General features: G+C 40.0%; 24 protein-coding genes and 1 other annotated feature. Of the genes, 17 read left to right on the plus strand and 7 right to left on the minus strand.

What is annotated here, in order from left to right; all coding sequences use genetic code 11:
* Window positions 1-69: 69 nt before the first annotated feature.
* The 7 genes from lepB to A9267_RS09915 all read left to right on the plus strand — a co-directional run bounded on the left by lepB (window position 70) and on the right by A9267_RS09915 (window position 5352).
* Window positions 70-984, plus strand: a complete 915-nt coding sequence (lepB, locus tag A9267_RS09885; RefSeq protein ID WP_065109037.1) for a signal peptidase I — start codon at window positions 70-72, stop codon at window positions 982-984.
* The gene (rnc, locus tag A9267_RS09890) at window positions 984-1664 is read left to right on the plus strand and encodes a ribonuclease III (RefSeq protein ID WP_055025598.1); all 681 of its coding nucleotides are present in this window, start codon (window positions 984-986) and stop codon (window positions 1662-1664) included. The genes lepB and rnc overlap by 1 nt, the downstream gene beginning before the upstream one ends.
* Window positions 1661-2665 carry a GTPase Era gene (gene era / locus A9267_RS09895; protein WP_055025599.1) on the plus strand — a complete coding sequence of 335 codons (1005 nt, stop codon included), beginning with the start codon at window positions 1661-1663 and terminating at the stop codon, window positions 2663-2665. The genes rnc and era overlap by 4 nt, the downstream gene beginning before the upstream one ends.
* A 44-nt stretch (window positions 2666-2709) precedes the next feature.
* Entirely contained in the window at window positions 2710-3417 is a 708-nt protein-coding gene (gene recO / locus A9267_RS09900; protein WP_055025600.1) for a DNA repair protein RecO, read from the plus strand.
* A gap of 91 nt (window positions 3418-3508) precedes the next feature.
* Window positions 3509-4246 carry a pyridoxine 5'-phosphate synthase gene (gene pdxJ, locus A9267_RS09905; RefSeq protein ID WP_065109038.1) on the plus strand — a complete coding sequence of 246 codons (738 nt, stop codon included), beginning with the start codon at window positions 3509-3511 and terminating at the stop codon, window positions 4244-4246.
* Complete coding sequence (acpS, locus tag A9267_RS09910; protein ID WP_055025602.1) at window positions 4246-4626, plus strand: holo-ACP synthase; 381 nt, start codon at window positions 4246-4248, stop codon at window positions 4624-4626. The genes pdxJ and acpS overlap by 1 nt, the downstream gene beginning before the upstream one ends.
* Before the next feature lie 183 nt (window positions 4627-4809).
* On the plus strand, window positions 4810-5352 hold the full coding sequence (locus A9267_RS09915; protein WP_065109039.1) for an Mpo1 family 2-hydroxy fatty acid dioxygenase: 543 nt from the start codon (window positions 4810-4812) through the stop codon (window positions 5350-5352).
* A 72-nt stretch (window positions 5353-5424) separates the two neighbouring features.
* Here the strand turns inward: A9267_RS09915 and A9267_RS09920 are convergent, their stop codons facing one another.
* Window positions 5425-6711, minus strand: a complete 1287-nt coding sequence (locus tag A9267_RS09920) for an HlyC/CorC family transporter (protein WP_065109040.1) — start codon at window positions 6709-6711, stop codon at window positions 5425-5427.
* 101 nt (window positions 6712-6812) lie between these two features.
* Complete coding sequence (locus A9267_RS09925) at window positions 6813-7601, minus strand: cytochrome C assembly family protein (protein WP_055025605.1); 789 nt, start codon at window positions 7599-7601, stop codon at window positions 6813-6815.
* Between the two features lie 266 nt (window positions 7602-7867).
* Between A9267_RS09925 and ffh the strand changes: the two genes are divergently transcribed.
* From ffh to A9267_RS09965, 8 genes are all read left to right on the plus strand, one after another.
* Entirely contained in the window at window positions 7868-9241 is a 1374-nt protein-coding gene (gene ffh, locus A9267_RS09930) for a signal recognition particle protein (RefSeq protein ID WP_055025606.1), read from the plus strand.
* Between the two features lie 217 nt (window positions 9242-9458).
* Window positions 9459-9710 carry a 30S ribosomal protein S16 gene (gene rpsP, locus A9267_RS09935; protein WP_055025607.1) on the plus strand — a complete coding sequence of 84 codons (252 nt, stop codon included), beginning with the start codon at window positions 9459-9461 and terminating at the stop codon, window positions 9708-9710.
* A gap of 20 nt (window positions 9711-9730) precedes the next feature.
* Window positions 9731-10261 (plus strand): ribosome maturation factor RimM, encoded by a 531-nt coding sequence (gene rimM, locus A9267_RS09940; RefSeq protein WP_055025608.1) that lies wholly within the window; start codon window positions 9731-9733, stop codon window positions 10259-10261.
* A gap of 15 nt (window positions 10262-10276) precedes the next feature.
* The gene (gene trmD / locus A9267_RS09945; RefSeq protein ID WP_055025609.1) at window positions 10277-11023 is read left to right on the plus strand and encodes a tRNA (guanosine(37)-N1)-methyltransferase TrmD; all 747 of its coding nucleotides are present in this window, start codon (window positions 10277-10279) and stop codon (window positions 11021-11023) included.
* Window positions 11024-11057: 34 nt separating this feature from the next.
* Window positions 11058-11411, plus strand: coding sequence for a 50S ribosomal protein L19 (gene rplS, locus A9267_RS09950; protein ID WP_055025610.1), 354 nt, complete (start codon window positions 11058-11060; stop codon window positions 11409-11411).
* Window positions 11412-11614: 203 nt separating this feature from the next.
* On the plus strand, window positions 11615-12691 hold the full coding sequence (locus A9267_RS09955; protein ID WP_065109041.1) for a 3-deoxy-7-phosphoheptulonate synthase: 1077 nt from the start codon (window positions 11615-11617) through the stop codon (window positions 12689-12691).
* A gap of 29 nt (window positions 12692-12720) precedes the next feature.
* The gene (tyrA, locus tag A9267_RS09960) at window positions 12721-13860 is read left to right on the plus strand and encodes a bifunctional chorismate mutase/prephenate dehydrogenase (protein ID WP_055025612.1); all 1140 of its coding nucleotides are present in this window, start codon (window positions 12721-12723) and stop codon (window positions 13858-13860) included.
* A 119-nt stretch (window positions 13861-13979) separates the two neighbouring features.
* Window positions 13980-14312, plus strand: coding sequence for a hypothetical protein (locus A9267_RS09965; protein ID WP_055025613.1), 333 nt, complete (start codon window positions 13980-13982; stop codon window positions 14310-14312).
* Window positions 14313-14456: 144 nt separating this feature from the next.
* Here the strand turns inward: A9267_RS09965 and A9267_RS09970 are convergent, their stop codons facing one another.
* Both A9267_RS09970 and hpf read right to left on the minus strand, forming a co-directional pair.
* Window positions 14457-16412, minus strand: a complete 1956-nt coding sequence (locus tag A9267_RS09970; protein ID WP_065109042.1) for a chorismate mutase — start codon at window positions 16410-16412, stop codon at window positions 14457-14459.
* Between the two features lie 59 nt (window positions 16413-16471).
* Window positions 16472-16585: a sequence feature (Phe leader region), on the minus strand.
* Window positions 16586-16730: 145 nt separating this feature from the next.
* Window positions 16731-17084: a ribosome hibernation-promoting factor, HPF/YfiA family gene (gene hpf, locus A9267_RS09975; RefSeq protein ID WP_055025657.1), complete on the minus strand. Its 354-nt coding sequence runs from the start codon at window positions 17082-17084 to the stop codon at window positions 16731-16733.
* Window positions 17085-17591: 507 nt separating this feature from the next.
* Between hpf and A9267_RS09980 the strand changes: the two genes are divergently transcribed.
* A complete protein-coding gene (locus A9267_RS09980) occupies window positions 17592-18272 on the plus strand; it encodes a cytochrome b/b6 domain-containing protein (protein ID WP_065109238.1) in 681 nt (226 codons plus the stop codon).
* A 92-nt stretch (window positions 18273-18364) separates the two neighbouring features.
* Here the strand turns inward: A9267_RS09980 and A9267_RS09985 are convergent, their stop codons facing one another.
* Window positions 18365-18814 carry a c-type cytochrome gene (locus tag A9267_RS09985; RefSeq protein ID WP_065109043.1) on the minus strand — a complete coding sequence of 150 codons (450 nt, stop codon included), beginning with the start codon at window positions 18812-18814 and terminating at the stop codon, window positions 18365-18367.
* Between the two features lie 220 nt (window positions 18815-19034).
* Between A9267_RS09985 and trpR the strand changes: the two genes are divergently transcribed.
* Window positions 19035-19310, plus strand: a complete 276-nt coding sequence (gene trpR, locus A9267_RS09990) for a trp operon repressor (RefSeq protein WP_055025616.1) — start codon at window positions 19035-19037, stop codon at window positions 19308-19310.
* Between the two features lie 55 nt (window positions 19311-19365).
* Here trpR and A9267_RS09995 read toward each other — a convergent pair whose 3' ends face one another.
* Both A9267_RS09995 and A9267_RS10000 read right to left on the minus strand, forming a co-directional pair.
* On the minus strand, window positions 19366-19749 hold the full coding sequence (locus A9267_RS09995; protein WP_055025617.1) for a hypothetical protein: 384 nt from the start codon (window positions 19747-19749) through the stop codon (window positions 19366-19368).
* Between the two features lie 224 nt (window positions 19750-19973).
* The gene (locus A9267_RS10000) at window positions 19974-20531 is read right to left on the minus strand and encodes an FKBP-type peptidyl-prolyl cis-trans isomerase (protein ID WP_065109044.1); all 558 of its coding nucleotides are present in this window, start codon (window positions 20529-20531) and stop codon (window positions 19974-19976) included.
* Between the last annotated feature and the right edge of the window lie 528 nt (window positions 20532-21059).

Consider the following 21059-nt stretch of genomic DNA (forward strand, 5'->3'; position numbering starts at 1 on the left):
GGATAATCACTTTTTATTAGTGTCATACACTGAACTATATACAGTGTTAAGGCAGGAGCTTAAACCCTAATGGCAGCCCATTTTTCTCTTATATTAGTTATTGTAACCTTAGTCAGCGGCCTAATTTGGCTTGTTGACGTAATAGCCTTCGCCCCTAAACGACGTGAAAAGTTAGCACTGGCTGAAGCGCAAACGCCTGATTTATCAGACGAAGCAAAAGAAAATATCACACGTGAATCAGTGGTCGTTGAATTTGCACACTCTATCTTCCCTGTGATTGCTTTTGTATTGATCCTTCGCTCATTCATTTATGAGCCGTTTCAAATTCCTTCAGGCTCTATGAAACCGACACTGCTTGTTGGTGATTTTATCTTGGTTGAAAAATTCAGTTATGGTTTGCGAGATCCTGTTTGGCGCAGCAAATTAGTTGAAACAGGCGAACCAGAACGCGGTGATGTGTTTGTATTCAAATACCCTAAACAACCAGAAATCGACTATATTAAAAGAGTTATCGGTTTACCGGGCGACAGAGTTGTTTACCAAAATAAACAGTTTCTGATTCAACCTAAATGTGAAGATAAGTCAGCGTGTCCTGGTGCTAAAGCGATTAAGTTAAGCAGTGTTAATCGTGGTGAGTTTACTCAAGAAGGCATTCCTTTATCTCGTTACACTGAGCAATTAGGCGACGTTGAACATGATATTTTAATTAATCCTTCGCGCCCTGACTTTAGTAATCACTTCTTTGAACAGCCTGGTACAGCAGTAGGCGAATTTATTGTCCCTGAAGGACAATATTTTGCCATTGGTGATAACCGTGACAACAGTACAGATAGCCGTTTTTGGGGCTTTGTTCCTGAAGCCAATTTAGTCGGTAAAGCGGTTGCGATTTGGATAAGCTTTGAGTTTGAACGTCCTGCTAGTAGTTGGTTACCAACTTGGGTGCCAACAGGTGTTCGTTTTGACAGAGTAGGTGCGATTAAGTAATGGAACCAATTAAAAATTTACCCCGTTTATGTCGCACATTAGGTTATGAGTTCAAGAATATAGATTTACTGACTCATGCTTTAACTCATCGTAGCGCATCATCAAAGCATAATGAGCGTTTGGAGTTCCTAGGTGATTCGATTTTATCTATTGTGATATCTGATGCTTTATATCACCAGTTTCCGAAAGTCACAGAAGGCGACTTAAGCCGTATGCGTTCAACCTTAGTGAAAGGTGAAACGTTAACCGTGATTGCAAAAGAGTTTAAATTAGGTGATTACCTTTATTTAGGGCCTGGTGAGTTAAAAAGCGGTGGCTTTAGACGGGAATCTATTTTAGCCGATGCTGTAGAAGCCATCATCGGTGCGATATACCTGGATGCCGATATCGAAACGTGTCGACGCTTACTACTGACATGGTATAAGCAACGATTAGCTGAGATTAAACCTGGTATAAATCAAAAAGATCCTAAAACCATTTTGCAAGAGTACTTGCAAGGCTATAAAAAGCCGTTGCCCGAATATAATGTGGTTGATGTAAAAGGTGATGCGCATAATCAGACGTTCACGGTCGAATGTCGTATTTCTGAATTAGATAAAGTAGTGACGGGTGTCAGTACTTCAAGAAGAAAAGCTGAGCAGCTTGCAGCCGCTCAGGTATTGGAGTTAATTAATAAATGACCAAAAAAACAGACTTGCCAGAAAGCTCGCCAGTAGAGCCAAGCTTAGATGAATTATTGGCAAGGATGAACGGTGCTGCACCAGCTGCAAAAGCCAAATATGAAGTGACTTTTTGTGGCATGGTTGCAATTGTCGGTCGACCAAATGTAGGTAAATCTACACTATTAAACAAGTTGCTTGGGCAGAAGGTCAGTATTACTTCTAAAAAGCCTCAGACAACTCGTCACCGTATTATGGGTATTCATACTGATGAAGAGAAACAAATCATCTTTATTGATACCCCAGGTCTTCATATTGATGAAAAACGCGCTATTAACCGTTTAATGAACCGTGCTGCTGCCAGTTCTCTTGCTGATGTGTCTATGGTTGTATTTGTTGTTGATGGTATGACTTGGACTGAAGATGACGAAATGGTGCTTAATAAGCTGCAGCAAGGTAGTGGTAAGCGTAAAACGGTTTTAGCCATTAACAAAGTCGATAATATTAAAGATAAAGAAGCATTATTTCCTTATCTAGCTGAGCTGTCTGAAAAGTTTACCTTTGATGAGATATTGCCAATATCTGCAACCAAAGGCACCAATGTGCAGCGCATTTTAGATTTAGCGCAAGCCTCGTTACCTGAGGGGCAGTTTTACTTCCCTGAAGACTATGTGACAGATCGCTCTCAGCGTTTTATGGCATCTGAAATTGTTCGTGAAAAACTCATGCGCTTTTTAGGTGATGAACTGCCTTATGATGCTACTGTTGAAATCGAGCAATTTAAAATGATGGACAATGGCGTCTATCAAATAAATGCATTGATTTTGGTTGAGCGTACAGGTCAAAAGCGCATGGTAATTGGTAACAAAGGTGAGCGTATTAGAACTATCGCTACTCAAGCTCGTCTTGATATGGAAACCTTATTTGATAATAAAGTCTTCCTCGAAATTTGGGTCAAAGTTAAATCGGGTTGGGCTGACGATGAGCGTGCACTTCGCAGTTTAGGCTATGGCGAAGACTAACCAAGTGTCAGTACCAGTTTTGTTTTACGCTGTTCATAACTAACATGTTACGCGGATATATACTTCATCATCGACCATACAGAGAATCCAGTGTGATTGTTAATCTGTTAGTCGATGGTGTTGGTCGCATAGATGCACTTGTTCGGGTGGGCAGCGGTAAAAAAAACCTTAAAAGTATCATTCAACCTTTTCAGCCACTGATATTTCAATTCAATTCAAAATCTGACACTTCAGATTCAAGCCTTAAATTTATAACCCAAATAGAGCCTGCTGCCCCTGCATTACCGTTAACTTCTACCAGCTTGTATTCCGCGATGTATCTTAATGAGTTGTTAGTAAGGGTGCTTGATTCAGGACAACATGCAGAAGGTCTATTTATTCATTATCACCGTTGCATTATGTCGCTTGCGAGCGAATTTAGCTCCGAGCATCTGCGATATTTTGAAATGGAATTATTAGCCGAACTAGGGGCGTTACCTTCATTAGATTATGATACTCAAGGTGAAAAAATTGAACCGGTGATGAGTTACCGTATTATCGCTGATGAAGGTTTTTTACCTGTTGCTCAGCAAGCGAGCACGCATATTACCCACAGTAAGCAACTGTTATCAGGCGAAATGCTGATTAACCTTAAAGCTAAGACATTGACGCCTGAAAACTTGGTACAAGCAAAAGGGCTAATGAGATTACTTTTGTCACCGTTATTGGGGACAAAGCCATTACTAAGTAGAAAACTATTTATTAAAAAATAAGCTAAGTGAATTTATAGAAGTCATTTAAGCTAGGTGAATGAGGTTAATAACCCATTTACGCTAAATATTATTGTGATTAAGGAGCGCTACCGTGAGTGGAATTTTATTAGGAATTAACATCGACCATATTGCTACTCTACGACAAGCGCGTGGTACAGATTATCCTGATCCTGTACATGCAGCAGCAGTCGCAGAACATGCAGGTGCAGATGGTATTACTATTCACTTAAGAGAAGACCGTCGCCACATTGTTGACCGAGATGTATATCTTTTAGCAAAGACGCTAAAAACCAGAATGAATTTTGAATTTGCTGTGACTGAAGAAATGATTTCTATCGCCTGCGATGTTAAACCCGCTTATGCGTGTTTAGTTCCAGAAAAGCGTGAAGAGTTAACGACTGAAGGTGGTTTAGATGTTGCCGGTCAGATGGATAAAATCACTGATGCAGTGACGCGTTTAGCAGGCCATGGGATTAAGGTGTCTTTATTTATTGATGCTGATAAAGCGCAAATCGATGCAGCTGTGGCCTCTGGTGCTTCATATATTGAAATTCATACCGGTTGCTATGCTGATGCTAAAACTGATGAAGAACAAGCATTGGAGTTAGCTCGTATCACTGAAATGGCTAAGTATGCGCATAGCAAGGGCTTAGTTGTGAATGCGGGACACGGTTTGCATTATCACAATGTCAAAGCGATTGCTGCTATTCCTGAACTGTATGAGCTTAATATTGGTCATGCAGTGATTGCTAGAGCTGCAATTGATGGTTTAGCTGTCGCAGTTAAAGATATGAAGAAACTGATGCTAGAAGGTCGCAGAGGCGAGTAATGGCAATCAAGGGACTTGGCACAGATATTGTTGAAATCAATCGCATTGAACAGCAGTATGCCCGTTTGGGAGATAAGCTGGCAAAGCGAGTACTCACACCGGTAGAGTTACAAGTGTATATAGCCTCAAGTGCGCCTCATCGCTTTCTTGCAAAGCGATTTGCTGCAAAAGAAGCGGCAGCAAAAGCATTAGGTACAGGTATTGGCCGAGGTGTATCGTTTCAGCATATTCACATCAGTAATAACGATAGTGGTGCACCGCAAGTGAGCTTTACTGACGGGGCGCTTGCACGAATGCATGAACTCGGCGCCACAAGCGGGCATCTGACAATTGCTGATGAGCAGCACTACGCAGTTGCTACTGTGGTTATTGAGTCCTAACGAGTTGTATCGTCAACAACTCATTTTAGTTTTTATAAAAGCGCTTCGGCGCTTTTTTTATTTGTGCTGAAAATTAAATAACTAGTCTAAATGTATTGATTGAAAAACCTAGAGCTTGAGCTCCACTGCTAACTTGAGGTAAGTTAACAAGGTGTTACATAATAATGATAATAAGGACTCAAGATGAAATCGGCCGTAGAACAGCTCGCAACCTATAAAAGTGTGCATTTAAATCCGAAAAATATTCGAACCCACTTTGTCGGTGTACCGTTAATTATTTGGTCAGTTTTTTTGTTGCTTAATCTTATTCCTATTAATTTTGTCTTATTCGCTGAAGAGGGGATTAAGCTGAACGTAGCTACTTTATTCGCCATAGGCACTTTAGTTTACTACTTTATATTACACAGAGGATTAGCCTTAGGTTTGACGATTTTTATTATTCCTGTGTTAATCACATCCTCATTAGTGTCACAAATCAATGACGCTTGGATGATAGGTGTTGGCGTATTTTTTATTGGTTGGGTAATTCAGTTTATTGGTCATAAATACGAAAAAGCAAAACCTGCTTTTATTGATGATTTGAATCAGTTATTAATAGGTCCGTTTTTTTTAATGGCTGAACTGTACTTTATGCTGGGTATGAATAAAGCACTAGAGCAAGAGATTACGCCGATTGCCCGAGATAAACGTCGCGCACTTGAGGCAAAAAGAAAACAAGCAGCGTAAACGCCGCCGTTCTCCCATAAATAAAGGCGCATTTTGCGCCTTTATTTATGGGATGAAGAAAGCGTTGGTGTTTTACTCTTCAGCTTCCTCATTGGTGGGTTCTTTCACTAATGGAATGACCTTAACCGTTTTTATCATATTATCTGAGACATCTATGACTTCGATATGGTAGCTATCAATCGTTAAACTGGTACCTGCATCAGGGATATCTTCAAGGTACTCAATAATGATTCCATTCAGCGTTTTTGGTCCCTCTGTCGAAAAGTCCCACTTCATTTCTTTATTTAAATCACGAATGTTGATTGTGGCATCAATAATGAAGCTACCATCTTGTTGAATATCAATGTCTTCGCTGGCAGTGGTAATCATCGAAGTGGTAAAGTCGCCGACAATTTCCTCTAAAATATCTTCAAGGGTGACTAAGCCTTGTATATCGCCATATTCATCAACAACTAATCCAAAACGCTCTTTGTTTTGCTGAAAATTCGATAGCTGCACAGTCAGAGGAGTGCCTTCAGGGATGAAGTATAATTCTTTAACGGCTCTTAATAGCGATGACTTGCTGAATTCTTCTTTTGATTGCAGGCGTAATGCATCACGTAAATGAATAAAACCGACAGCATCATCAATATTATCTCGATATACCAAAACCCTTGTGTGTGGGCTTTGGGTGACTTGTTTATTGATGGTTTTAAAATCATCATTAACATTGATTGCGTAAATATCTGAACGAGGGATCATAATGTCTTCTACCGTGACTTTTTCTAAGTCTAAGATCGATATCAGCATCTCTTGATGTCGTTGTGGAATAAGGGCGCCAGCTTCATGAACAACAGTTCTTAACTCTTCTTGGCTTAAGGCATCATTTACACTGACATTTTTAATGCCGAGTAAGCGAAGAAAACCAGAAGTGATTAAGTTAATCGCTTTAACAAATGGCCATAATACTGAGAGTAGGGCACGTAACAGCCAGCTTGATGGAAAAGCAATTTTTTCAGGGTGTAAGGCTGCAACGGTTTTTGGGGTTACTTCTGCAAAAATCAGTACCACTAATGTGAGAACACCTGTGGCAATGGCAACGCCCACATCACCAAACAAGCGTATTCCAATGATCGTAGCGATTGCTGAGGCAAGAATGTTAACTAGGTTATTACCGATAAGAATTAAACCAATAAGCCTGTCTGGTCGCTCCAACATTTTTAGGGCACGTTGTGCCCCTTTATGACCATTTGCGGCAAGATGGCGAAGTCGATAACGATTTAATGTCATCATCGCCGTCTCTGAGCCTGAAAAGTAAGCTGAGATTAGGATTAATACCAGAAGAGAAAGGAAGAGTGCGCTGGTAGAAATAGCGTCCAAAAATAGCTCCAGTTAATGTAGTAAAAAAAAGACGAATGATGAGTATCAATCATTCGTCATAAGTGTCAAGTTTGCTTGCGGCTAATTAAATAATTATCGGGTTATCGCAAAATGAGCTCGGTTACTATTCGTGCGCCAAAATAAGCAAGCGATAGTAAGGCAGCCCCTGAAAGCGTATAAATAACGGCAGTGCGAATACGACAACCGATAGTGTAATGCTGCCATAACATGATGCTGTACACGACCCAAGCGAGAATAGATAAAATCGCTTTATGGCCTTTACCGTCTTCAAACATGTCTTCTAAAAAGATAAAGCCTGTTGCTAAAGATAAGGTTAGTAACATCACACCAATAGTAACCAGGTGATATAACTGCTTTTCAACCGTCATTAATGGCGGCATACCAGGGCTCATCATGGTCTTTTTGTTTTTTAATTTATTTTGAATTAGCCATAGTTGAATCGCATAAAGTGCGGCAATCATCAGGGCACTATACGCCATTAATGATAAAACAATATGAGCGAGTATTTCTGGGTGGCCATCAAAATGAATAATGTACTGTGGTGGAATTAACCAAAGTACGGCAACTGATATTACCGAACAAGCATAAACCACAGGCACGACAACAATCACTTTTAAACGGTGCATTATGATGGTGAAGCTAAAGGCAATGATCCAATTAACTAACGAAATGACATTCGTTAAACTAAAGTTCTGCCCTTCTGCGGTATAAATGGTTTGTGATAGCGCTATGCCATGAAGCACAACTGCAATAGAAGCAAAGATTGCGACTAATTTACGGTTGGGTCCTTCTGCATGAAACAATCGACTTGTAACAAGTACAAGTGCGATGCAGTAAAACAACATAGCCGAAGCTGAAAAAATGACCATCTGGAATAAACCTATCAAGTTAGTAGTGCAGGTTGTTTTTAAAAATAAAATCAGCACAAAATTATTTATCTTAGATTAACATGAACCAAGGTCATTAGGGCAGTGACCTAAGACCCAAAATTTAACAGTTTCCTCCATTTAACGCCAAATAATTTACGAATAATGACCTACATCAATACTCTGTCTGAAGGCTAATCTCGCATCTTGAAGTAGTTTGGGTATAATAGGCGCCAATTATCGAATCGTTTTAAGGTAAACAGCAGAGCATGTTTGAGAATCTATCCGACAGACTGTCGCGCACCCTCAAGAATATTAGTGGTCGTGGTCGCTTAACCGAAGACAACATTAAAGAAACCTTGCGAGAAGTGCGTATGGCACTACTTGAGGCTGATGTTGCATTGCCCGTTGTACGCCAATTTGTTAATAGCGTAAAAGAGCGTGCCGTAGGTCAAGAAGTCTCTAAAAGTTTAAGTCCAGGACAAGCATTCATTAAAATTGTCCAAAATGAACTTGAAAAGGCAATGGGTGAGGCGAATGAAGCTTTAGATTTAGCCGCTCAACCTCCTGCAGTATTAATGATGGCCGGCTTACAAGGGGCGGGTAAAACGACCAGTGTCGCTAAATTAGCGAAATTTTTGCGTGAGCGTGAAAAGAAATCTGTACTGGTGGTCAGCGCTGACGTCTATCGTCCTGCAGCGATCAAACAGTTAGAAACACTAGCAACTGAAGTTGAAGTTGAATTTTTCCCATCAGATGTTAGCCAAAAGCCTGTTGATATCGCAAAGGCGGCTATTGCTCATGCGAAATTAAAGTTCATTGATGTGGTGATAGTCGATACTGCGGGTCGACTCCATGTTGATGAAGCTATGATGGATGAGATTAAAGATCTCCATGCCACGATTAACCCTGTTGAGACTTTATTTGTTGTTGATGCAATGACAGGTCAAGACGCAGCTAATACGGCAAAATCATTTAATGAAGCGCTACCGTTAACGGGTGTCATTCTGACAAAAGTTGATGGTGATGCTCGTGGTGGTGCCGCACTATCTATCAGAAACATTACCGGTAAACCAATTAAGTTCTTAGGTGTTGGTGAAAAAACCGATGCACTAGAACCTTTCCATCCTGAACGTATAGCATCACGTATTCTTGGTATGGGCGATGTATTGTCCCTGATTGAAGAAGTTGAGCGTGGTGTTGATAAAGAAAAAGCGATGAAGCTGGCTTCGAAAGTGAAGTCTGGTGGTGGATTCGACCTTGAAGATTTTCGTGAACAACTGCAGCAAATGAAAAACATGGGCGGCATGATGGGCATGATTGAGAAACTGCCTGGTGTAGGCCAACTTCCACCAGAAGCATTAGCTCAAGTTCAAGATGGTAAAATGACCAATCAAATGGAAGCCATTATTAACTCTATGACGCCTGGCGAACGCCAACGTCCAGATATTATCAAAGGATCGCGTAAGCGCCGCATTGCATTAGGTTCAGGTACTCAAATTCAAGACGTTAACCGTCTATTGAAACAGTTTACCCAGATGCAAAAAATGATGAAAAAAATGTCTGGTAAAGGTGGCATGAAGAAAATGATGCGCAGCATGGGCGGAATGATGCCTCCTGGAATGAAGTTCCCAGGACGTTGATTCGTAGCCTTATTCAACAAAGACTTTTCAATTTGTCCCGTAAAGATTGAGTTTTCATTGATGCAACCTTAAATGTCTTGGTTTAAAAAACGACGGATTTGGTTGCATTAATTGTAAAATCAGGTAAAATCTTGCGGCTTTCTCTGGGGCCCTTCGCGAACACGGAGTCCCAGTTTTTATTTTGCTAACTAGCAAATCATTAGAGGAATTAAAACGCATGGTTACCATTCGTTTAGCTCGTGGCGGCGCAAAAAAGCGTCCATTTTACAATATCGTTGTTGCTGATAGCCGCAATGCTCGTGACGGTCGTTTCATCGAACGTGTTGGTTTTTTCAACCCTTTAGCTAAAGGCCAAGAAGAAACTTTACGTTTAGATCTAGACCGTGTAGATCACTGGGTTGCTACTGGTGCAGCAACTTCAGAACGCGTAGCAAAGTTGATCAAAGACGCTCGTAAAGCTGTTGCTTAATAGCGTTAAGGTATAAATAGATGAGTAGTAATCAACAACCCATCGTACTAGGCAAAATTGGTTCTAGTCATGGTATTAAAGGTTGGATGAAAATCACTTCTTATACCGATTCTGTTGAAGGTATTTTTGATTATTCGCCTTGGCTAATTAAAGAACAAGGTGAATGGCGTGAAGTTAAGGTCGCTCAGTGGCGTTATCAAGGTAAAGCAATTGTTGCTTGTCTTGAAGGCGTAAACAACCGAGAAGATGCGCAACTGCTTACTAACTGTGAGATTGCCATCCAGCATGACCAAATTAAAGACTTGTCAGAAGATGAATTCTACTGGCGTGACTTAATTGGTTGTACTGTGACAAACACTAAAGGCTATGACATGGGCAGTGTTGACCAGATCGTGGAAACAGGATCTAACGACGTGTTACTTGTTAAAGCTAACGTTAAAGATGCTTTTGGCAAAGCGGAACGCATGATTCCCTTTGTCCCTGAGCAGTTCATCCTTGAGGTGAATGTGCAAAGTAAACAGATATTAGTGGATTGGGATCCAGACTTTTAAGTCGAGGTACAACATATGTGGTTAGGGGTTGTAACCCTGTTTCCTGAGATGTTTCGTGCTGTTACAGACTTTGGAGTGACGGGTCGAGCCGTTAAAAACGGACTGTTAGAGTTGCAAACATGGAATCCTCGTGATTTCACACATGATCGACATAATACTGTTGATGACCGTCCTTACGGTGGTGGTCCTGGTATGTTGATGATGGTGCAACCGTTACGCGATGCGATTCATGCTGCGAAAGCAGCTGCAGGTGACGGTGCGAAGGTGATTTACTTATCGCCTCAAGGACGCAAGCTGGATCAGCAAGGTGTCAGTGAGTTAAGTCAATCATCGAGTTTGGTACTGGTATGTGGTCGATACGAAGGTGTTGATGAACGTATCATCCAATCTGAAGTTGATGAAGAATGGTCAATTGGTGATTATGTGCTTTCGGGCGGAGAATTACCTGCGATGACTCTCATTGATTCAGTTGCAAGGCTAGTACCTGGTGTACTAGGTAAGCAAGCATCAGCAGAGCAAGATTCTTTCTCTGATGGTTTATTGGATTGTCCTCACTATACTCGCCCTGAAAACTTGGATGGTGTTGGTGTTCCGGCAGTGTTGTTAAGCGGTGACCACGAAAAAATTAGACTCTGGCGGTTGCAACAAAGTCTTGGTAGGACTTTTTTACGACGACCAGAATTATTTGAAAATCTAGCTCTGACTGGCGAACAAAAGACTCTTTTAGCAGAGTTTGTTAACAATTTAGACAAGCCTGTTTAGTCGAAGCTCAGTTAATCCTAGAACGGAGTAAGTTATGAACAATATCATTAAAATGCTCAACGATGAGCAAATGAAAACTGACGTACCTGAATTTGGTGCTGGTGATACAGTAGTCGTTCAAGTTCGTGTTAAAGAAGGTGAAAAAGAGCGTCTACAGGCGTTCGAAGGTGTGGTAATCGCTAAGCGTAACCGTGGTCTTCACTCTGCATTCACTGTACGTAAAATCTCTAATGGCGAAGGTGTTGAGCGTGGTTTCCAAACTCACAGTCCACTAGTAGCTAGCATCGAAGTTAAGCGTCGCGGTCGTGTTCGTCGTGCTAAGCTTTACTACCTACGTGAGCGTTCAGGTAAATCTGCACGTATCCGTGAGAAGTTGGCAACTAAGTAATAGTTACCCGCTTGAAAAATTAGATGCAGTGTTCGCACAACAACCCGCCTATATGGCGGGTTTTTGTTTTATTAGTCAAAATTAAAAATTTTTAGGTTGCCAAGTGAACTTGAACAAGGCATAGTTAGCTCAACTTTGTAATGGTGTAGCGTTACAGTGGTATTTTTAGATAGAGTTAACACGAACAGAAGTGAGTATAGAGCATGCAACAAGATACGATTAATAACGTCCACATTAGTTCTGAAAAGGTGTTGGTTACGCCAGCTGAGTTAAAAAATGAGTTACCGTTATCAGATCATGCTTATCAATATATTTTAGATGCTCGCCAAACGGTGGCGGATATTGTTCATAAGCGCGACAATCGTGTGCTAATCGTGACCGGTCCTTGCTCTATTCATGACATCGATGCAGCAAAAGAATATGCATTAAAACTTAAAAAACTTCACGATGAGTTAAGTGGTGAATTTTACATCTTAATGCGAGTGTACTTCGAAAAACCTCGCACTACAGTAGGCTGGAAAGGGCTTATTAATGATCCTGATATGAATGAATCATTTGATGTAGAGAAAGGTTTAAGAATGGCGCGTGAGCTGATGATTTGGCTTGCAGAGCTTGAATTGCCTGTGGCAACAGAAGCACTTGATCCAATTAGTCCGCAATACATGTCAGAGTTAGTTACTTGGTCTGCTATTGGAGCAAGAACGACTGAGTCGCAAACCCACCGTGAAATGGCATCGGGCTTATCTATGCCGGTGGGATTCAAAAATGGTACTGATGGCAAACTAGATGTGGCTATTAACGCATTAAAGTCAGCTGCCAGTAGTCATCGCTTTATGGGGATTAACCAACAAGGGCAAGTATCATTATTGCAAACGGCAGGTAACCCAGACGGGCATGTTATCTTACGTGGTGGTAAAACCCCAAACTATGACGCAGAAAGTGTCGCTGTTTGTGAAGAGCAATTACATAAAGCCAAACTGAATGCGCGATTAATCATTGACTGTAGTCATGGTAATTCATCTAAAGATTACACAAGACAAACCTTAGTCTGCGAAGATGTGTTTCAGCAAATCGCCGACGGAAACCGCTCTGTAATTGGTGTGATGTTAGAAAGCCATTTAAATGAAGGAAATCAAGCTTGCGATAAACCATTACCCGAGCTTGCTTATGGCGTATCTGTCACAGATTCATGTATCAATTGGGCGACGACTGAGTCATTATTGCGTCGTAATGCTGAATCATTAAAAGCAATTTTACCTACTCGCTTTGCGGCTAAGTAGTTGACCAATACTGCAGAGATTGAACTACCATGAACGAAAAAACGACATTAGATTTAGAAAATTTACGAGAGTTAATAGATGGCGTAGATAAGCAGTTATTGAACTTGCTACGAAAGCGCTTAGATCTTGTTGCGCAAGTCGGCACGGTTAAGCATGCTGCAGGTGTCCCAATTTATGCTCCGCAACGTGAAGCTTCAATGCTGGCTAAACGCCGTAAAGAGGCGAGTGAGATGGATATTTCTCCTCAACTTATTGAAGATATTTTGCGTCGTTTAATGCGTGAGTCTTATTTAAATGAGAAGGATGTTGGTTTCAAGCAGGTTAAAACGGATCTTGGTCATATTGTTATTGTGGGTGGCGAAGGTCAATTAGGTGGGCTTTTTAGTCAAATGCTGACCCTGTCTGGTTATCAAGTTAAAAGCTTAGATAAAGATGATTGGCATCGTGCTGATGAACTTTTTGATGGTGCTGGAATGGTGATTGTCACTGTGCCTATCAAGATTACATGCGATCTGATCAGAGACAAATTAAATAACTTACCTGAGCAGTGCATATTAGCTGATTTAACATCTATTAAGTCTGAACCGTTAAATGCAATGTTAGCAGCCCATAAAGGCCCTGTAGTTGGCTTACATCCAATGTTTGGTCCTGATGTCGGCAGTTTAGCGAAACAAGTTGTGGTTGTCTGTGATGGCCGTGGAGCGGAGTCTTATCAATGGCTACTTGAGCAAATAACCATTTGGGGGGCTCGAATTGTCAATGAAAATGCCGAAAAGCATGATAAAGCCATGCAGTTAGTTCAAGCAATGCGCCATTTTTCCAGTTTTGTTTATGGGGTGAATTTGTGTAAAGAAGAGGCTGATATTGAGAGTTTATTGCAGTTTAGTTCTCCGATTTACCGTCTTGAGTTAGCGATGGTTGGTCGCTTGTTTGCTCAAGATCCTGAGTTGTATGCCGATATAATATTTGCACAAGAAGGCAGCCAAGTTGCGATTAGTGATTATCTTGATAATTATCGTGATGCGCTGACATTACTTCAAACTGGTAATCGTGAGGCTTTTGTTGCCCAGTTTAAAGATGTGGCTAAATGGTTCGGTGATTTTGCTCCACAATTTCAACATGAAAGTCGTGCAATGTTGCAGTCAGTTAATGATATGAAAACGAATTAGTTTCAATTCGGTTGTAAAAGTCAGCTAAATATTGCGAAATGACGAAACTAGGATTATGGTTATAAGGGAGTTACGCTGAGTAACTCCCTTAAATTTAACGTGAATAGGAGTGAAGTCTGATGACAGAGACTGAGGTTTATACCGCAGAAGATTTATCACTCGGCCACTTTTTATACGCGCTCATGAGCGCATTTCCATTGTTCTTTTTGCCTGTTTTCTTTAGTTTATTGATTAACCTGTCACAAACTAATATAGCGACACATTCATTGCTGTCATCGCATTTACGTTGGCAGCGTAACAGTATTACTGGGTTAGTCACTTTATTGTTGATTGGTTACTTTATTCCTTTGCTCTGGCTCAGCATCCCGATTTTTTTGGCTGCTTTAACTTGGTTTAGCTACCGTATTTTTAAAGGTTGGTTAGGGCTAAATGACAGTGTGAATATGTACTAAACAACGGCTAAAGCCTTGCACCTAAAGTAAGATCAAATACAGTAAGACTAAAAATAAAAAACCGAACTCTTTAGTTCGGTTTTTTGTTGCTTGTTAATTTAGCTAACTAAAGCTAACAGAAGTTAGATTTTAATAACAAGTTTGCTATTGATGCAATTGATGTAAAAGTTCAGTTTGTTGTGCTGTGTCGGTTAGTTGCTTATTGCCTATAATCAGTCCGTTTGCACTTAGCTGTTTAATCGCTTTAGCTTGTTGACTGACGAGATTATCTTCAACTGCAAAACTAGTGTTCCCAAGTATTGGTAAGTGGCTTTGTGCGATAACTTCAATTAAGCCTGCAAGATCTAGAGATAATTGCTCTGGTGTTGTAAAGCTTCTTACACCAGCTTCAACGAGTATTAATTGCTGATTACCTTGCGTCAGGATTTTGTTTGCCGATGCAAGCCAGTCAGCGGTGCTCGCCATCGTATTTCGCTCTAACAATACTGGCGTTGTCACTGAGCCCGCAGAACATAATAATTCATCGTTATACATTTCTTTGCCTGAAATGTAGACCATATCAGCTACTTTCACCGTGTCGTTAATCTCGCTGACTGAATTTACTTCCACGACGCTAGTTAAGCCTGCTTGGTCTAGTAAGTGACAGTATTGCTTCATCTCAGATAAGGAAACACTTTCTGTTGCAGTATTTAGCATTAACACTGCTTGATATCCTGTTTCTTTGATTTGTTTCACTTGTGCAGCAAAGGCATCATTCGCCATTGGAATATCAAGTTGTTTAATGGCCGCAAACTCGCCTTTGCCGACGTTGAATTGTTTAACCTCTATGACCGTTTTTTGCTGGCGATATAAAGTGGAATGCTTTGGGGCATCATCGAGAGTGTTGCTTTTTTCACTGGTTTCTTTTGAGCTGACGGGCTCGATAAGTAATTGACTATTATTTAATTGAGTCGGTTTTACCGTTTCGCATGGGTAACAACCTAGCACTTTAATAAAGCGTGTTAAGCGTTCTAATTCTTTAAGCGCTTGTTGAAGCTCTGCAGTCGCTAAGTTTGCATCAACATCTAAATAAAACATCTCTTCCCAAGGGGTTCCAGGAATAGGGCGAGACTCTAATTTACTCATATTGATATTATGAGCTTTGAGTACGAGTAGCGTTTCAACTAGCGCACCAGGTTTTTGGCCTGTAGCCATAATCAAGGTTGTTTTAGCGGGTAACTGAGAAGGTACATCGACCGCTTTTCTTGCCACAACAATAAAACGGCTTTGATTTATTTTTTGATTTGCTAAACCGTTTTCAGCCGCACTTAGCTGATAAAGCGCTCCGCCTTCTGCACTACCAATAGCAGCAACGCTATTATCGTCAGCATCAATGACATTTTGCATCGCTTCAGCACTACTTGAGCAATATGCCAAGGTTAATTTAGGGTGTTGTGATAGCCAGTGACTGCATTGGCTAATAGGTTGCGGGTGAGCAAATACTGTTTTGATATCTTCTAGGCTTGCTCCGTCTTTGGTCAATAAGCAATGACCCACTTCAATGGTCGTTTCACCGACAATAGAAAGAGAAGTGTGTTGTAAAACATCGTAAACTTCATTGATGGAGCCTGATGAAGTATTTTCTATAGGCAGAAAACCTAAGTCAGCATGACCAAGTTCTACGGATTTAACGATTTCATCAAAGCTCTGACAGCCTAAATCAATCATTTCCACTTGTCTGCGTTGGCAAAAACGGCTGGCAGCTAAATAAGAATAAGAACCGCGAGCGCCTAGATACGCAATAGTAGATTGGGGTTGTTGAATTTCAGGGTTAGCACGACCGTGAAGATATGCTTGCTGATTAAGTACAGAGTCTTCGATAATGCTTTGATATAAAGAGATAACAAAATGGGCGTCTAAACCGTGTTCTCGACCTTGTTGCACCAGTCTTGCAAGTAGTTCTTTTTCACGTTTGGTATCTCGGATAGGTCTGACATCGACTTCCTTACTACGTGCAACATCCAAGCTTAAACTTCTTCGCTTTGAGAGAAGTGATAGTAACTCTTTGTCTAGGGCAGTGATTTGCTCTCGGGTTTGATTTAATTCTGGCGTTTTTTTCATTATTGCCTCTATAAAGACTGCTTAGAGATACTTACTGCCGTATGCATCAGGAATAAATTAATAAAAAGCCCCCCAAGTGGGAGGCTTCTAATTTCATTTTCGTTTTTACACAAAAAATCCGCCTCAATGTGGGGGCTGAATAAAAAAGAAAATAAAATTGCTTGGAATGAATTTGTTCATGTCATTAAAACTAAAGTGCAGAGCAGGTTGTGTCAATTAAATTATGCTCAAGATTATCGATAAACTGAGGTTATTAATGCTAAAGGCATAAAAAAGCGCATCCGAGGATGCGCTCTTGGTTGTTATGTAAATTGATCGTCAAGCTGCTGTTTCCTCCTTGTAGTCATACTCAAAATCATTATCGGTTTCAGCCATTGGCGAAACGTGACGTTGAGCTTGTGGTTTGTGGGTCAGGCGATTTAGCTGTTTTTCCAGCTTTTTACCCATTGCAGTAATTGCTGCGTAAAGGTTCTCGTTTTTCGCCTGGGCAAATAATTCTCCACTTGGCAAGCCTACAGAAGACTCAATTTTAAAGATCTGCTTTTCCTGAGTGATGATAACGTGTGGGTTAATTAATTGAATATCGTGTCGTGTGAGTTTTTCAAACTGTCCTTCAATACGTTCAAGAATTGGTGCAGTGACTTCAAGTTGCTTGCTAGTGATTTTCAGCATATTTCGAACCTTCTGTTGTTTGCTTAAGTTCAGATTACCAAGCTTATAAACAAAAAGCGTGATCTAGATCACGTTTTTAATCCAATAATAGACTGTTTGATTCATATTTGATCGCTTAGACGTTTTTGGTAAAAAACTCAGTAAAATTGCTTGAATTCCTGTTTTAATCGGCTCATATTGGAATGGATAACATGACTTACGCCTCCAAGTGATGATTCATTTTTGACCCGCTTTTTATAATAAAATGACCTCATAAATCCTCTCTTGCTCCATCCCCTCTTTTTCTTTGCTTACGAGTGTCACTCTTTTGCTGATAGTTAACCGATGTTACTGTAAAAATGAATGGGCAAGCATGGAACTCACCTAGTTTGTACAGCCTTGCCTAAATGAGTTGATAAGCGGTTAAATTGACATAAAAAATTACGCTTCTTTACGCAAGACCTCTATGAGAGCAGGTCTAGTGTCTTTATACTGCTAAACAATCTATGAACTTTGATGACTAATAATATGAGTATAGAACAAAAGAAAATTAAGGTATGGGACATACCAACTCGATTATTCCATTGGTTAACGGTTGGGTTATTATTTTCACTTTGGTGGACTGCCGATAGTGGAGAAATGGAGTGGCATCAAATATGTGCCTATAGCTTCATGGTTTTGATTATATTTAGGCTGTTATGGGGTGTTATAGGCAGTGAAACTTCCCGTTTTAGTGACTTTATTGCAGGCCCTAAAAAAGTCATGGCCTATGCTACTGGAAAAAAGACTTCACCAGTCGTTGGTCATAACCCATTAGGTGGTTACATGGTATTGTTTATGCTGGCCGTGTTAAGCCTTCAATTGGTCAGTGGTCTATTTTCTAGTGACGACATATTTACTGAAGGTCCCCTATATTCAATGGTTTCTTCAGATGTTAGTCGTTGGTTTACATGGTTGCATAAAGTCAATTTTAACGTCATTTTAGCTTGTATCATCCTCCATATTTCAGTCATATTGATTTATGCCATTAGAGGCAATAATTTAGTTTCTGCGATGATTTCTGGTAATAAAAAGCTGTCAGATGAAGAGTTAAGCATGTTACCAAATACGCCGAAAATGGCTTCATCTATCTTAGCGATGAGCTTAGTACTTATATTAAGTGCTGTAATTGGGTATTGGCTAATTGCACCTATTGTTGCTTTCTTATAAATCGATACTTAATTATTCTGATATTGATTTGTTAAGATCAAAAAGCCCACTTTAGTAGTGGGCTTTTAATTTGTATTGATTAATTAAATTAATTAATCTTTTTTATACATATCGTGGCAACCTTTACAGCTCTTGCCGGTATTACCAAAAGCCTGCTTGATTTGTTTTTTATCGCCACTTTGAGCAGCAACTGATAACTTAGCGGCATTCTCTTGGAAAGTCGTCATTTTGCTATCAAAGTCAGCTTTGTTTGACCAGATTTTGGTTAGCGCTTCAGTATCGCCCTTGTCAGAACCATCAATGAAGCCTTCATGTGGTATTTTTGCTAACGCTTCAAGGTTTGCTGCACGAGTTTGAAAAACATTAAGATCGAAATCTTTTTTACCTTTCAACATGGCACCCATGTCTGCAAATTGGTAACGGATTAAGCTAAATCCTGATTTACGATAATCAATCGCGTCATCTGCATCTTCAAAGTTGTGCGCATTGACACTTGGTATAAGTAGTGCACTCACTGCTATTACTAATATCTGGCTTTTCATAAGCTTTCTCTTATTTTCTAGTTATATGGTTAAGAAATGTCATCTAGGTTCATGTCACATTTTACACATAATTTTGAACTGAGTGCGAGTGTTGTTTGTGTCTATTTGTAAGTAAAAAAGTAAAACTTAGCAATATTAAAAAAGATTCAAAATTTTTTATTTCTATCGAGAAAAACTTGGTACACTTTGTACTGTTGAAGCATTACTAAAAGAGAGCAATATGCGCGCAAATTGGGAATCCGTGATTGAGAAGGTGTTGAGTTATCCTGATTCAGACGAGTTGAATGTGTTATTTCAATTGCTATTAACTGAAGAAGAACGCAGTGCCGTTGCAGGTCGTTTAAAAGTTTTCCAATTACTACTTCAAGGTGAACTCAGTCAGCGACAAATATCAGCAGATTATCAGGTCAGTATTGCTACAATTACACGATGTTCAAATTATCTAAAAAATATGAATAATGAACACCGTGAATTGATCCGTAATATGATTTTGTAAGGCTCGTTAATGATAAATGGGTCATTAAGGTCGGATGATTTTGATCTGATTTTGATTACCAACGCTGCATTTTAACGACAGGGACCTTATGGTGCCTGTAGCTAATTCGGCGCAGTAAAATGTATAAACCGTAGGTCAATAAACAGATAGAGATTACGACACCTGAATCTCGTGGTAGGAATCGAAATATAAGTCCCGCAGACATAATGTAAATGAAGGGTAAATAACCATAAATACTCTCAGGTAAAATCCCATCGATACGTTTTCGCTTCCTGTCGGTTCGACGGTTACGCGAGCGTTGATTCCAAATGTGAGCGCCATAAAAATATACCAACAACGATGCTATGATGGCATAAGGTTCTTTTAATAGGGCAACACTTCCTGCCCCAATAACCAGATAAGTTAATGGTAGGATTTCATAGATTGGTTTAATTAACATAAGCACTCCGTCGCTTGTTATTAATCATCAGTTAGTATCAAAAATTAACGCTATAATCTTTGTCGATACTCACTGCTGTTTTTTTATACTCATTAAATAATAACTTAAAAAAAATACGTTACCCATGAAATTGGCTAACGTATCTTTGATTTCAAACTTTTGGCGTAGTGCTGAGAGCCTAAGTCATTGAATTAAGCATTAAGCACTTTACACCCGCTGTTGAGTTAGTGACAACCACAGCCACCATTGCCATCACAGCCAGGCTTTTCTGTATCACATTGCTCGTGTTCATGAGCATGATCATGGCCACAACCGCCTGCTGCATGAATATGTCCGTGAGCCACTTCTTCAGCTGTCGCTTCACGAACATCCATCACTTCGACACTGAAGTTTAGGGCTTGGCCTGCAAGAGGGTGGTTGCCGTCTACAACGACAACGGTATCTTTTACTTCTGTCACTTGAACAGGACGTTGACCCATTTCTGTTTCTGCAATGAAACGCATACCTGGAACGATATCTTTGATATCACCAAAAGCTTCTAAAGGCACTTCTTGTTTTAGGCCTTCGTGGTATTCCCCGTAAGCTTGTTCTGTTGGGATATTTGCATCGAATTTATCACCAGCAACTTTGCCTTCAAGTTCAACCTCAAGACCCGGAATTAATCCTTCTGTGCCATGAAGGTAAACCATTGGTTCTGCTTCAAATGAACTTTCAATCAGTTCGCCATTAGCGTCTGTTAAGCGGTAGTGAATAGTCACTGCTGAATGTTTTGTGATTTTCATATCGACTCCAATTCTTAATGTGGCGGCATGATAATACTTTTTAACTTTGTGTGCGATGATTTGTATCAGCTTTTGCTTATTCAATCACATGTTTCTGAATTTGTTTAAAATGAAACAATTTCAAGCAAGTTGATGATAGAGGAGATTAAAACATCTTATTTTGTTGAGTTGACGGATAATCAGTACTGGTAATCGTATAATTCATGCTTTTATCTTTACTCGCCCTTTTTTGTACAGTTTAAGCAGCTGTTTTCTAGGTTTTTTTATGTTTGTGCACTCAGGGGGTTACGTTTACGTAAACAGGGGTTTTGTGCGGGATTTTGTATGATTAGCGGATAAAAACTGTCATTAGCAGCTTATTTCTCAACGATATTAGAACAATCTGGAATAAGCGGTTAAAAATAAAGCTTTATTAGGGGTTGACAACAGAGGGCAAAAAAAGCAATTCTGTTATTAATTCAAAACAAGTACATATTTGCTCGTGTTAATTGCATTGTTTTTTTTCAATTTAATAGCAAAAATAGTACA

Origin of the sequence: Shewanella sp. UCD-FRSSP16_17 (genome assembly GCF_001675935.1) — a bacterium.
In the GTDB taxonomy this organism is placed as follows: domain Bacteria; phylum Pseudomonadota; class Gammaproteobacteria; order Enterobacterales; family Shewanellaceae; genus Shewanella; species Shewanella japonica.

Excerpts from the sequence above, each read along its gene's own strand:
- A9267_RS09980 (WP_065109238.1), top strand. The coding sequence starts at position 17,592 with ATGAGTATAGAACAAAAGAAAATTAAGGTATGGGACATACCAACTCGA.
- rnc (WP_055025598.1), top strand. The coding sequence starts at position 984 with ATGGAACCAATTAAAAATTTACCCCGTTTATGTCGCACATTAGGTTAT.
- A9267_RS09915 (WP_065109039.1), top strand. The coding sequence starts at position 4,810 with ATGAAATCGGCCGTAGAACAGCTCGCAACCTATAAAAGTGTGCATTTA.
- A9267_RS10000 (WP_065109044.1), bottom strand. The coding sequence starts at position 20,531 with ATGAAAATCACAAAACATTCAGCAGTGACTATTCACTACCGCTTAACA.
- tyrA (WP_055025612.1), top strand. The coding sequence starts at position 12,721 with ATGAACGAAAAAACGACATTAGATTTAGAAAATTTACGAGAGTTAATA.
- acpS (WP_055025602.1), top strand. The coding sequence starts at position 4,246 with ATGGCAATCAAGGGACTTGGCACAGATATTGTTGAAATCAATCGCATT.
- trpR (WP_055025616.1), top strand. The coding sequence starts at position 19,035 with ATGCGCGCAAATTGGGAATCCGTGATTGAGAAGGTGTTGAGTTATCCT.
- A9267_RS09925 (WP_055025605.1), bottom strand. The coding sequence starts at position 7,601 with ATGGTCATTTTTTCAGCTTCGGCTATGTTGTTTTACTGCATCGCACTT.
- A9267_RS09970 (WP_065109042.1), bottom strand. The coding sequence starts at position 16,412 with ATGAAAAAAACGCCAGAATTAAATCAAACCCGAGAGCAAATCACTGCC.
- A9267_RS09965 (WP_055025613.1), top strand. The coding sequence starts at position 13,980 with ATGACAGAGACTGAGGTTTATACCGCAGAAGATTTATCACTCGGCCAC.
- lepB (WP_065109037.1), top strand. The coding sequence starts at position 70 with ATGGCAGCCCATTTTTCTCTTATATTAGTTATTGTAACCTTAGTCAGC.
- A9267_RS09995 (WP_055025617.1), bottom strand. The coding sequence starts at position 19,749 with ATGTTAATTAAACCAATCTATGAAATCCTACCATTAACTTATCTGGTT.
- era (WP_055025599.1), top strand. The coding sequence starts at position 1,661 with ATGACCAAAAAAACAGACTTGCCAGAAAGCTCGCCAGTAGAGCCAAGC.
- rpsP (WP_055025607.1), top strand. The coding sequence starts at position 9,459 with ATGGTTACCATTCGTTTAGCTCGTGGCGGCGCAAAAAAGCGTCCATTT.
- A9267_RS09985 (WP_065109043.1), bottom strand. The coding sequence starts at position 18,814 with ATGAAAAGCCAGATATTAGTAATAGCAGTGAGTGCACTACTTATACCA.
- hpf (WP_055025657.1), bottom strand. The coding sequence starts at position 17,084 with ATGCTGAAAATCACTAGCAAGCAACTTGAAGTCACTGCACCAATTCTT.
- rimM (WP_055025608.1), top strand. The coding sequence starts at position 9,731 with ATGAGTAGTAATCAACAACCCATCGTACTAGGCAAAATTGGTTCTAGT.
- A9267_RS09955 (WP_065109041.1), top strand. The coding sequence starts at position 11,615 with ATGCAACAAGATACGATTAATAACGTCCACATTAGTTCTGAAAAGGTG.
- ffh (WP_055025606.1), top strand. The coding sequence starts at position 7,868 with ATGTTTGAGAATCTATCCGACAGACTGTCGCGCACCCTCAAGAATATT.
- rplS (WP_055025610.1), top strand. The coding sequence starts at position 11,058 with ATGAACAATATCATTAAAATGCTCAACGATGAGCAAATGAAAACTGAC.
- trmD (WP_055025609.1), top strand. The coding sequence starts at position 10,277 with ATGTGGTTAGGGGTTGTAACCCTGTTTCCTGAGATGTTTCGTGCTGTT.
- recO (WP_055025600.1), top strand. The coding sequence starts at position 2,710 with ATGTTACGCGGATATATACTTCATCATCGACCATACAGAGAATCCAGT.